Source organism: Mycobacterium sp. pUA109 (assembly GCF_041287095.1).
Classification (GTDB): Bacteria; Actinomycetota; Actinomycetes; order Mycobacteriales; family Mycobacteriaceae; genus Mycobacterium.
This window is the reverse complement of sequence record NZ_JBGGKS010000037.1, coordinates 20,208-31,826: the sequence shown is the minus strand read 5'-3', so window position 1 is coordinate 31,826 and position 11,619 is coordinate 20,208. Positions and strand designations below refer to the sequence as shown.

9 protein-coding genes are annotated in these 11,619 nt (G+C 70.2%); 3 read left to right on the top strand and 6 right to left on the bottom strand.

Annotated elements, in window-relative coordinates; translation table 11 throughout:
• Positions 1–90: 90 nt before the first annotated feature.
• Genes ACAG26_RS26970 through ACAG26_RS26955 form a run of 4 tightly spaced genes read right to left on the bottom strand, consistent with a single transcriptional unit; the run spans position 91 to position 4,257 of the window.
• Positions 91–990 (bottom strand): MerR family transcriptional regulator, encoded by a 900-nt coding sequence (locus tag ACAG26_RS26970; RefSeq protein ID WP_370486149.1) that lies wholly within the window; start codon positions 988–990, stop codon positions 91–93.
• Positions 990–2,486, bottom strand: a complete 1,497-nt coding sequence (locus tag ACAG26_RS26965; protein ID WP_370486148.1) for a flavin-containing monooxygenase — start codon at positions 2,484–2,486, stop codon at positions 990–992. The genes ACAG26_RS26970 and ACAG26_RS26965 overlap by 1 nt, the downstream gene beginning before the upstream one ends.
• A gap of 4 nt (positions 2,487–2,490) precedes the next feature.
• Positions 2,491–3,411: a ferritin-like domain-containing protein gene (locus tag ACAG26_RS26960; RefSeq protein WP_370486147.1), complete on the bottom strand. Its 921-nt coding sequence runs from the start codon at positions 3,409–3,411 to the stop codon at positions 2,491–2,493.
• 15 nt (positions 3,412–3,426) lie between these two features.
• A complete protein-coding gene (locus ACAG26_RS26955; RefSeq protein ID WP_370486146.1) occupies positions 3,427–4,257 on the bottom strand; it encodes an SDR family NAD(P)-dependent oxidoreductase in 831 nt (276 codons plus the stop codon).
• A 127-nt stretch (positions 4,258–4,384) separates the two neighbouring features.
• Between ACAG26_RS26955 and ACAG26_RS26950 the strand changes: the two genes are divergently transcribed.
• Together ACAG26_RS26950 and ACAG26_RS26945 are read left to right on the top strand one after the other, a co-directional pair.
• Positions 4,385–4,636, top strand: coding sequence for a ribbon-helix-helix protein, CopG family (locus ACAG26_RS26950; protein WP_370486145.1), 252 nt, complete (start codon positions 4,385–4,387; stop codon positions 4,634–4,636).
• Positions 4,633–5,046 carry a type II toxin-antitoxin system VapC family toxin gene (locus ACAG26_RS26945; protein WP_370486144.1) on the top strand — a complete coding sequence of 138 codons (414 nt, stop codon included), beginning with the start codon at positions 4,633–4,635 and terminating at the stop codon, positions 5,044–5,046. Before ACAG26_RS26950 ends, ACAG26_RS26945 begins: the two co-directional genes overlap by 4 nt.
• Before the next feature lie 78 nt (positions 5,047–5,124).
• On the opposite strand, the gene ACAG26_RS26940 is transcribed toward ACAG26_RS26945, so the two are convergent.
• Positions 5,125–6,735, bottom strand: a complete 1,611-nt coding sequence (locus tag ACAG26_RS26940) for a (2,3-dihydroxybenzoyl)adenylate synthase (RefSeq protein WP_370486143.1) — start codon at positions 6,733–6,735, stop codon at positions 5,125–5,127.
• A gap of 89 nt (positions 6,736–6,824) precedes the next feature.
• Between ACAG26_RS26940 and ACAG26_RS26935 the strand changes: the two genes are divergently transcribed.
• Positions 6,825–10,292: an amino acid adenylation domain-containing protein gene (locus ACAG26_RS26935; protein WP_370486142.1), complete on the top strand. Its 3,468-nt coding sequence runs from the start codon at positions 6,825–6,827 to the stop codon at positions 10,290–10,292.
• A gap of 4 nt (positions 10,293–10,296) precedes the next feature.
• On the opposite strand, the gene ACAG26_RS26930 is transcribed toward ACAG26_RS26935, so the two are convergent.
• On the bottom strand, positions 10,297–11,604 hold the full coding sequence (locus ACAG26_RS26930; RefSeq protein WP_370486141.1) for a hypothetical protein: 1,308 nt from the start codon (positions 11,602–11,604) through the stop codon (positions 10,297–10,299).
• Positions 11,605–11,619 lie beyond the last annotated feature (15 nt).

The following is an 11,619-nucleotide window of genomic DNA, read 5'->3' as shown; positions in this document are numbered from 1 at the left end:
GGACGTCGCCATCTCCTAGAAAAACGCCACTTTCTTCGCCAACACGCGTCATAACTCTCTTACTACGCACGCTCGCGCGGGGTTAGCGCCTTAGCGCTCGGCGTTCTCCAAGTAGTCGGCCAGCAGCCGGCCGACCAGGGATTCGATCGTCGACTCGATCGACGACGCCAACGTCGCCGTCACCGACGCCACCGCCTGGGTGCGGAACCGGACCAGCATGGTGATCAGCTCGGCGATCTCGGTGTCGGCCGACAGCGGTTCGCCCGGTTTGATCCGGTCGACGACGTGCTCGGCGCCGGCGCGCACCAACAGGTCGCTGATCGCGTCGATGTGCGGCAGGGTCTCCTCGTACAGGCCGATCAGCTTGTCGATTCCGATGCCGTAGCCGCGGATCTCGTTGAACGCCTCGATCAGCTTGGGGCGGGTCACGGTGGCCTGCCCGTCGTCGAGCCGGATCAACCCCAGGGCCACCAGCCGCTCGAAGGCGGACCGGTCGTCGATCAGCCCTTCGGCCTCCGCTCGCGGCATGGTCTGGGACCGTTCGGTGGTCCAGGTGCCTGCGATCGCGGTCTCCAGGCCCAGCACATCGCCGAGGTTTTTGCCCTCCTCCCACGCGCCGAGCATTTCCTTGACGTGGGCGATGTTGTAGCCGCGGTCGAGCATCGAGGTGATCAACCGCAGCCGGGTCAGGTGGGTGTCGTTGAACAACGCGATCCGCCCGACCCGCAGCGGCGGCGGCAGCAGGCCCCGGTCGCGGTACACCCGGATGTTGCGGGTGGTGGTGCCGGCCAGCCGGGCCAGATCGTCGATGCGGTACTCCCCGGACGACGCGGTGTCCTGCGGGTGGCGCACCGCGGCGTCGAAGAGTTGGGCGACCGCGGTTTCGATGACATCGCGGGACTGGCGGCGCACCCGCCGGGGCATCCGCCGCAGGTTGGCCAGCACGCCGGTGATCGTGCCGGGTTCCGGTCGTCCGGCGGTGCGGGCCATCAGGCGGAGGTGGCGGCGACGCGCGCGTCGGCGTCTCGTGCCACCGCGTGGTAGTCGGCGAACCGGAAGTCGGCCATCTGTCGAAGATACTGGGTGGCGAAGCCGGGATACATCGACGCGTTGAAGCCGTCCTTGGTCAGATACCAGCTGCGGCACCCCGACATCCACGTTGTCTTGGTGAGCCGACGCTGGATACCCGCGTTGTAGCGGCGTTGGATGCTCGCCCGCACATCCAGGTAGCGCAGGTCCTCGCCGAGGAGGGTGGTGATCGCGCGCACCGCATAGTCGAGCTGGCCTTCGATGTACACCAGCAGCGAGTTGTGGCCGGGCCCGGAGTTGGGTCCGGTCATGAAGAACAGGTTGGGGTAGCCGTGCGCGTTGATGCTCTTGTACGCCTGCGCGCCGCCGGCCCACTCGTCGGCCAGCGACCGGCCGCCGATCCCGGTGACCGGGTAGGGCGGGCCGGTCAGGTGTACGTCGTAGCCGGTGGCGAACACGATGCAGTCCAGGTGGTGTTCGACGCCGTCGCTGGTGCGGATACCGGCCGGGCTCAGGGTGGCGATCGGCCAGTCGATCAGCTTGCAGTTGTGGCGCTGCAGCGCGGGGTAGTAGTCGCTGGACACCAGCATGCGTTTGCAGCCCGGGGTGAAATCGGGGGTGAGCTGCCGACGCAGCCACGGATCCTTGACCTGGCTGCGCAGGTGGGCCTTGCCCAGCTGCGCGACGAGCGCGGTCAGCGGGGTGTTCCACACCAGCGCGGTGGCGCTGGCCTCATGGCCCCAGAACAGGGCTTGCCGAGCCAGCTGTTGGGCCGCAGGGACTTTCGAGAACAGCTCTTGGACCGCCGGCGGGATGGCCACATCGAGGCGGGGCAGCACCCAGCCCGGGGTCCGTTGGAACACCTTGACGAACTCGGCGTGTTTGACAAGCTCGGGCACGATCTGGATGGCGCTGGCGCCGGTGCCGATCACCGCGACCCGCTTACCGGTGAAGTCGTAGTCGTGATCCCAGCGGGCACTGTGGATCTTGTGGCCCCGGTAGGTGTTTAGGCCGCGCAGGTCGGGGAAGCTGGAGTCCGGCAGCGGCCCGGACGCCAAGATCACGGTGCGGGCGCGGACGCGTTTGCGGCCCACGGTGGCGCTCCACACCCCGGCGGTCTCATCGAAGGCCAGCCCGCTGACTTCCTGGCCGAACCGGATGTGGCGGCGCACGTCGAACCGGTCGACCATCTGCTCGATGTGCCGGCGGATCTCGTCGGCGGGGGAGTACGCCCGCGACCAGGTGGGATTCGGGACGAACGAAAACGAGTACAGCAGCGACGGAATGTCGCAGGCCGCACCGGGATAGCTGGTGTCCCGCCAGGTTCCGCCGACCCGGTCGCTGCGTTCCAGGATCACCAGGTCGTCGACGCCGGCTTTTTTGAGTTTGATCGCCGCGCCGATGCCGGTGAAGCCGGCGCCGACGATCAGCGTCGCGTAGGTGTGGTTGCGGGCCATGGGGCTACGCTGCCGGCTCGTAGGTGAGCTCTTTGAACCAGCTCGGTATCGGTTTGAGCAGCCGCTTCGGGTAGAAGTCGGACAGCCACACCGCGGGGTTGGCCAGCAGGTGATAGGGGCTGCGCGGGTTGGCCATCAGCGTCGAGTAGCGTTTGACGATCTGGTAGGTCGGCACCCGCCAGGTCCGCTCGCCGCGCTCGCCGAACTGGGTGAACCGCTGCAGCGCGGCGTAGAGCCGCTCGGGGTCCAACCCCATCCCGATGACCTCATTGCGGATCCGGTTTAGCAGTGGGACGGCCGTCAACGCCCCGATGATCACGGCGGGGGAGGCGACGTTGCCGACGAACTCGATTGCCAGCTGTCGGGTTTTGGCGTGTCCGATCATCTCCAGCACGTCGAAATCCACGGCAATGTGCCGGGATTCGTCGTTGTTGATCTTCTCGAACACCTGATGGCATACCGGGTCGTGCACCTCGTCGAGCAGGAATTTCAGCAGCGCCCCGTCCAGCGCCACCTCCAGCATCGGGATGACGGTGCCCAACACCGACAGCGGCATCCCGTCGGCGTAGCTGTCCAGCCACTGCATGGCCAGCCGGATGTTGACGTTCGGTTCGGGCAGCTCGCCCTCGTCCAACATGCCCCAGCGCTTCATCAGCGCCAGCTCGGCGTTGGCGTGGCGCTGCTCCTCGGCGTGGAAGTAGCGGTAGATCTCGGCCAGTGTCGCGGTGGGGGCCTTCTTCGCCAGCGCGGCGAACCCGCGGGCACCGATGTTCTCGATCCAGCACAGATCGGCCATAAATGCCTTGAGCTTGGGCCGGAATTCGTCGCTGATTGTTTCGGCGCCCGGGGCGTCCCAGTCGATGTCGGCCAGCGCCCACTGCCGGTCCTTGATCTTCGCCAACATGACGTCCATTTCGATGGCCATGTGACTCTCCTCTACTCAGTGGGGGCGGGCCCGGGACAGCAGGCCCACCGCACGGGTGAAGGTTTCTGGGGCGAATCGTTTGACGTCCCAGCCGATCTTGGCGTCCAGTTGCGGCATGCAGTACAGCCCGCCGCGGTCGTGGGTGTCCAGGCAGGTCCGGGCCACCTTGGCCGCCGACAGTCCGGTCCACCGCATCAACTTGGCGGCCAGATCCGCCGAGTCGGTGGCGATGCGGCCGGATTCGACGATGTTGGTTTTGACGAACGTCGGGCACAGCACGGTGACCGCGACCCCGGTGCCGGACAACTCGGCGGCCAGCGTTTCCGACAGCGACAGCACCCCGGCCTTGCTGACGTTGTAGGCGGCCATGCCGGGTGCGGCGCCGAAGGCGGCGGCCGAGGCGACGTTAATGATGCCGCCGCCCCCGGCCTCGCGCAGGATCGGGGTGAACACGTGGCAGCCGTGAATCGGGCCCCACAGGTTGATGCCCAGGGTCCAGGTCCAATCCTCGAGCGGCACCTCGCCGATCGGGGTGCCGCCGGCGCCGACCCCGGCGTTGTTGATGACCAGGGTGGGCGGGCCGTCAAACCAGGACTGCGCCTCGGTGGCCAGGTTGCGGACGTCGTCGATCTTCGACACATCGCAGTGCACCGCAACGGCTTTGCCGCCGTGTTCGGTGATGGCGTCCACGGTGCGCTGGGCGGCGGCGTCGTCGATATCGCTGCACACCACGGCGCCGCCGCGCCGCGCCAGTTCGACCGCGAACGCCGCACCGATCCCGCTGCCGGCGCCGGTCACCACCGCCGCCGCGTCCCGGCTGCGTTTCTTGGAGGTCAGCCCCAGCATTGCGCACCCGCTGTCGCAGCATCCGTCATGCAAATGAGTCAACAGCAACTGGTGACATTCGTCAATGGCAATGTTGGGGCGACGGGTCGCCATGCTTTGGCGCGCGATATCATGATATCATCTGCCGATGGCGCAGATTCTCATTCGTCAGCTCGAGGACGACACCAAGGCCAAGTTGCAGCGACTGGCCCGTCAGCATGGTCGCAGCACCGAGGAAGAGGTCCGCGAGATCTTGCGGAACGCAGTCCGGAACGTCGACGATCGGCCCGCGCGACTAGGGTCTCGAATCGCGTCACGCTTTCAAGGCGTTGGCCTGACCGAGGAGATACCCGAACTGCGGGGACAGCGCGTCCAGCCGGCGCAGTTCGACGAATCATGATTCTGCTCGACACCAATGTGCTGTCCGCGCTGATGCGGGACGCACCCGATCCGGCCGTCGTGGAATGGCTCGATCATCAGCCCGCCGAATCGATCTGGACGACATCGGTCACGGTCTTCGAGATACGCACCGGCATTGAACTTTTCGCACCTAGCCGTCGGCAGCGGCTCGACGGGTTATTTTCTCGGCTCCTCGACGAAGACCTCGACGGCCGGGTGCAATCCTTCGACCTGACGGCTGCGATTGTCGCCGGGACCATCGCTGCTGATCGGCAACGATCCGGACGTGCGGTGGAGATTCGTGATGTGCAGATCGCCGCTATTGCCGCATCCCGGCACGCAACGGTGGCTACCCGCAATACTCGCCACTTCGAAGGCACCGGCGTCGAAGTGGTCAACCCCTGGGACTAGGGCGACCGGATGTGGAACCAGTCGTCGTTTCGTCACCGAGATCGACGGTAGCGTGGGCCGCACTCGAAGTTTTGCGCGCTAACGTCGATCTCGGCGCAACGACTCCGCGATGGCCTTCTTGTCGATCTTGCCGACCGGCGTCATCGGCAGGCCGGGCATCGCGACCAGCACATCGGGGCGGGCGTGGGTGGCCACGCCGCGCTCGTCGAGGTAGCCGTTGAGCTCCGGCAACGGCACCGGGTCCCGGTGGAACACCACTGCCGCGCAGATCCGTTCGCCCAGATACTGGTCGGGTAGCGGGACCGCCGCCGCGCTGCGGATCGCCGGATGGGTCAGCAGGTGCTCTTCGAGGTCGGCGGCGGCCACCGTCTCGCCGCCGCGCTGGATGACGTCCTTGACCCGGCCGGTGACCTCCAGATAGCCGTTGGCCCACCGGCGGACCTTGTCGCCGGTGCGAAAGAACCCGTCCGGGGTGAACGACCGCTCGTTGATGGCCGCGGCGCGGAAATACCCGTTGAGCGTGTAGGGGCCGCGCACCAGCAGTTCCCCCTCGGTGCCCGCGGGCACGGGCGTCCCGGTGTCGTCGACGACCCGCAGCTCGTCGGCGTCGCACAGCGGCGCACCCTGGGTGGTTTCCACCAGCTCGGGCGGATCGTCCAGCCGGGTGTAGTTGAGCAGCCCCTCGGCCATCCCGAACACCTGCTGCAACCCGGGCGTCAAGGCGGCGCGCACCCGGCGGGCGTCGTCGGCGGCCAGTTTGGCCCCGCCAACCTGCAACAGCCGCAACGTTTTCGGGGTCACCGGCTCCCAGTCGCAGGCCTGCGCCCACAGGCTGGCCAGCGCCGGCACCAGCGCGGTGACGGTGACGCCGTGCTGGTCGATCACAGCGAACGCCGACTCCGGGCTCGGGTCGGCGGTGAACACCGTGGTCGCCCCCACCGCGACGGCGCCGAGCAGCCCGGGGCAGGCCAGCGGGAAGTTGTGGGCGGCCGGCAGCGCCACCAGATACACGTCGTCGGCGGTCAACCCGCACAGCTCGGCGCTGGCAACCGCGTTGTACACGTAGTCGTCGTGGGTGCGGGGGATGAGCTTGGGCAACCCGGTGGTGCCGCCGGAGACCAGCAGCAGCGCCGGGGCCCCTGGGTCGACGGCCACGGTCGGCGGCTCAGCGGGATCGGCCAGCAGCTGCGCCCAGGAGCAGAACGGTCCCGGGTCGCCGGCGACGACGACGTGGCGCAACTCGGGCTGTTCGGCGACCAGCCGCTGCGCCATCGCCCGGTAGTCGAATCCGGCTGCGGTGTCGGCGATCAGCAGCGCGGTGGCCCCGCTGAGGCCGGCGAAGTGGCGCAACTCGGTGGCGCGGTGGCCGGGCAGGCACAGCACCGGGATCGCCCCGGCCCGCAGCAGCCCGAACAACGCCACCGCGAACTGGGCGCCGTTGGGCAGCTGCAGCAGCACCCGGTCGCCGGGGGCGATGCCCAGCGCGGCCAGCCCGGCGGCGGCCCGGTCGGCGGCCGCGTCCAGGTCGGCATACGACAGCGCCTCGCCGGGATCACGCACCGCGACCCGATCGGGCCAGCGCTGCGCGGCCTCGGTCAGCAGCGACTGCACGGTGCGGCCGCGCCAGTAGCCGGCGGCCCGGTAGGCCGCGGCCCGCTCGGCGGGAAACGGCACGAAGCCGTCATCCATCGGGTCTCCTCGGGTCGGCGTGTGCTGCGGGTCGAATATAGGGTAGCGTCCACGAAGTTAGGGCAGCCTTTACTAACAAGGAGGGCAGTGTGGCTGGTGCGGGCCTCAGCGAGGTGGACATCCGCGCGGCGGTCGCCGACCTGCTCGGCGTGAGTGCCGCCACCGTCGACCCCGGCGCGGACCTGATCGGTCAAGGGCTGGACTCGATCCGGATGATGGCGCTGGCCGGGCGCTGGCGAAAGCAGGGCATCGACATCGATTTCGCCGCGCTGGCCGCCGAACCCCGCATCGACGCCTGGTCGACGCTGCTGGCCGCCGCCACCGCGGCGGACCTCCCGCAGCCCGCGCCCACCGACGCCGACGCCGCCGACGCGCCGTTCCCGCTGGCCCCGATGCAGCACGCCATGTGGGTGGGACGCCAGGACAACCAGCCGCTGGGCGGGGTGGCCGGGCACCTGTACGTGGAGTTCGACGGCGCCGAGATCGACCCGGAGCGGCTGCGGACCGCGGCCACCGCGCTGGCCGCCCGCCACCCGATGCTGCGGGTGCAGTTCACCCCGGACGGCACCCAGCGGATCGGGCCGCCAACCCCGTTCCCGGTCACCGTGCACGACCTGCGCGACCAGGACCCGGCGGCCGTCGCGACCCAGCTCGCCGACACCCGCGCGGCCAAGTCGCATCAGCAGCTCGACGGCCAGGTGCTGGAACTGACCCTGTCCCGGTTGCCCGGGGCGCGTGCGCGGCTGCACGTCGACCTGGACATGCAGGCCGCCGACGCGATGAGCTACCGCACCCTGATGGCCGACCTCGCCGCCCTCTACCGCGGCACCACCCTGCCGGAACTGGGCTACACCTACCGCGACTACCGGCAGGCCATGTTGCGCCGGGACGCCGAGCCGCAGCCCGCCCGCGACGCCGACCGGGACTGGTGGGCGAACCGCCTGCCCGACCTGCCGGACCCGCCCCGGCTGGCCTCGCACCCCGAGCAGTGCGAATCCCGCACCAGCAGCCGCCGCTGGCACTGGCTGGACCCGCACACCCGGGATGCGTTGTTCGCCAAGGCCCGCGCCCGCGGCATCACCCCGGCGATGACGTTGGCCGCCGCCTTCGCCAACACGCTGGCCCGCTGGTCGGCGGGCCCCCGGTTTTTGCTCAACGTTCCGCTGTTCGGCCGCGAGCCGCTGCACCCCGACGTCGACCGGCTGGTCGGCGACTTCACCTCCTCGCTGCTGCTCGATATCGACCTCACCGACACCGCCACCGCGACGGCCCGGGCGCACACCGTGCAAGACACCATGCGGACCGCCGCCGCGCACGCGGCCTACTCCGGGCTGTCGGTGCTGCGCGATCTGGGCCGGCACCGCGGCACCCAGGTGCTGGCGCCGGTGGTGTTCACCAGCGCGCTGGGGCTCGGTGAGCTGTTCGCCGGTGAGGTCACCGGCACCTTCGGCGCCCCGAGCTGGATCATCTCCCAGGGCCCCCAGGTGCTGTTGGACGCCCAGGTCACCGAATTCGACGGCGGTGTGCTGGTGAACTGGGATGTGCGCGACGACGCGTTTTTGCCCGGGGTCGTCGACGCCATGTTCGCCCACCACATCGACGAACTGACCCGGTTGGCCGGCGACGACACCGCCTGGGACGCACCGGCGCCGGCGGCGCTGCCCGCGGCGCAGCGGGCGGTGCGCGAGGCGGCCAATGCCGGCACCGCGGCGCCCAGCGGAGAAACGTTGTACGACGGGTTCTTCCGCCGCGCCGAGCAGCAGCCCGACGCCCCGGCCGTCTACGCCAGCTCCGGTGAACTCAGCTATGCCCAGCTGCGCGACCAGGCGCTGGCGGTGGCGGCGGCATTGCGCGACAGCGGGATTACCGACGGCGACACGGTCGCGGTGTTGGGCCCTAAGCACGCCGACCAGATCCCGGCGCTGCTGGGCATCCTGGCCGCCGGTGGGGTGTACCTGCCGATCGGCGTGGACCAGCCCGAGGATCGGGTGGCCCGCATCCTGGACACCGGTGCGGTCAACGCGGTGCTGGTCTGCGGGTCGCACCCGGTCACCGCACCGGGGCTGCCGGTGCTGACCGTCGCCGAGGCCATCGCGGCCGGTGCGGGCAGCCAAATTCGTCCCGCGGCAACCGATCCCGCCGACTTGGCCTATGTGCTGTTCACCTCGGGCTCGACCGGGGAACCCAAGGGCGTGGAGATGACGCACGACGCGGCGATGAACACGGTGGAGTTCTTGTCCGGTCACTTCGAGATCGGTGCCGCCGACCGCTGCCTGGCGTTGGCGACCCTGGAATGCGACATGTCGGTGCTGGACATCTTCGCCACCCTGCGCGCCGGCGGGGCGATCGTGGTGGTCGACGAGGCGCACCGCCGCGACCCGGACCACTGGGCCGCCCTCATCGACACCCACCGGGTGACCGTGCTCAATTTCATGCCGGGCTGGCTGCACATGCTGCTCGAGGTCGGCGCGGGACGGCTGTCCTCGCTGCGGGTGGTGCCCACCGGCGGCGACTGGGTGCGACCGGAATTGGCGCGCCGGCTGACCGCCGAGGCGCCCCGGGTGCGGTTCGCCGGGCTGGGCGGTGCCACCGAAACCGCGGTGCACGCCACGCTCTGCGAGGTCGCCGACCCGCCCGCGCACTGGACCGCGGTGCCCTACGGCACACCGTTCCCCAACATCGCCTGCCGGGTGGTCAACGCCGCCGGCGACGACTGCCCGGACTGGGTGCCCGGCGAGTTGTGGGTGTCCGGTCGCGGCATCGCCCGCGGCTACCGGGGCCGCCCCGACCTGACCGCGCAGAAGTTCGTCGAATACGACGGCCGAACCTGGTATCGCACCGGTGATCTGGTGCGCTACTGGCCCGACGGCACGTGCGAGTTCGTCGGCCGCGCCGATCACCGGGTCAAGGTCAGCGGTTACCGCATCGAACTCGGCGACGTCGAGGCCGCGCTGCGCCGGGTGCCCGGCGTGGGTGGTGCGGTGGCGGCGGTGGTGCCGACCGGCGCGGATTCGGCGGTGCTGGCCGCGCTGGTCCGCGTCGACGACGACCAGCGCACCGCGGCCCAGATCCGGGCCGGGCTCGCCGATTTCGTTCCGGCGCACATGATTCCGCAGCAGATTTCGCTGGTAGAGCGCATCCCGTTCACGGTCGGCGGGAAGATCGACCGGCGGGCGGTCACCGCCGAACTGACCGCCGCGGTCGCCGCCGGCGGCGCACCCGGTCACCGCGCGCCGTCGACACCGGTGGAATCGGCGCTGGCCGCCATTGTCGGTGAGCTGCTGGGGGTGCCCGACGTCGGGGTCGACGACGATTTCTTTGCCCTGGGTGGGGATTCGGTGCTGGCCACCGCGGCGGTGGCCCGGATCCGGACCTGGCTGGACACCCCCGACGCGGCGGTCGCCGACCTGTTCGCCACCCGCACCGTCGCCGCGCTGGCCCGCCGGCTGGCCGACCGGGAGAGCGAGCCGGGGCGGCTGGCTCAGGTCGCCGAGGTGTATCTGGACATCGCCGGCATGGACAGCGCCGCGGTGCTCTCCGAAATCGGCGCCCAGTAACGGTTTAGGCGATCACCCCGGTCAGGCCGAACTCGGTCAGGGTGCGCGCCGCCAGCTCGCTTAGTGCGGCTTTGCCGGTGTCCGCCCCGGGCTGGTAGGCGGCCACGGTGATGGACAGCCGCCCACCCAGCCGCATCGACAACAGCGACAGCTGGCCCAGCGTGTGCTCCAGATGCCCGCGGGTCAGGTGTTGTTCGGCGCCGCGGCCGTAGACGTAGTCGGCAGCGGTGCCGTCGGGGCAGGCCACCGCCGGGTCGAGGTCGCCGAGGTTAGAACACGCCACCGGCAGCTCGCCGTACGCGAACGCCGCCTCGGACAGCCGCGCCAACATCGGTTTTGGGACGAACGGGATCAGCGGGGTCAACGGCAGGATCGGCGACGCGGCTTCCGGGTGTGCCCGCAGCGTCCCCAGCACCTGCCCGATCGTCGCCCGGATGCCGGCGAGCCCGGTGGTGAGCCCGTCCGGGTCGACCCGGGCGTCGACGAACGACAACGCGTTGGCGCGGGTGTCGCCCGGTCTCCGGTCGCTGATCGGGAACTGCACGGTGATTACCCCGTCGTGTCGGCGGCCCAGGCGCTCACCGAGTGCGGCCGCGAACGCGGCGGCCAGGTGGTGGGTGGCGCCGCCCAGTGCGGCGGCGCGGGCATCCCAGTCGGCGACGTCGAGGTAGATCGTGATCGACGGGACGACGATCGGCGCGTCGCCGTCCGGAACGACGGGCGGGGGAGGTGCGGTGCGGGCCGTATCATCTTGGTGGCGGCTCTGTTTGGCCGCGGCGAGCACGGCCCGCAGCACCGCGGGCGCGTCACGCACGGTTTGCCCGGCATCGCGCAGCAGCCCGCGCAGCCGGGTCCGGGACCCCGGCAGCGGGTAGTCCAGGCCGAGCCGGACGCCGCGGGCCGCGTCGGCGATCGCGCCGGCCAGCCCCAGGCCGTCGATCAGGCAGTGCGAGGCCACCAGGCTGACCGCCGTGGCACCGTCGGTCAGCGGCAGCACCCCGAGATGCCAGCCCGGGCCGTGTTCCGGGTCGATCCGCAGTTGGGTGCGCTCATCGGCCCAGTCACCGACTTCGCCGCGGGGACGGGCGGATTCGGCGATGTCGATCTCGGGCGGTGCGGGTTCGGTGACCCACCGGTGCCGACCAAACGGCAGCGGTGAGCGTTCGATGCGCCGCCCCACCAGGCCGTGCGACAGGTTGCGGTGGAAGCGTTGCAACCCGTCGAGGTCGACGGCGCGGTCGTACACCCAAACGCACTGGACCACCGCGTCGCGCCCGGTGGCGCGCAGCGTCGCGAACAGGGTTTGGTCCATGTACGCCAGTCGCGG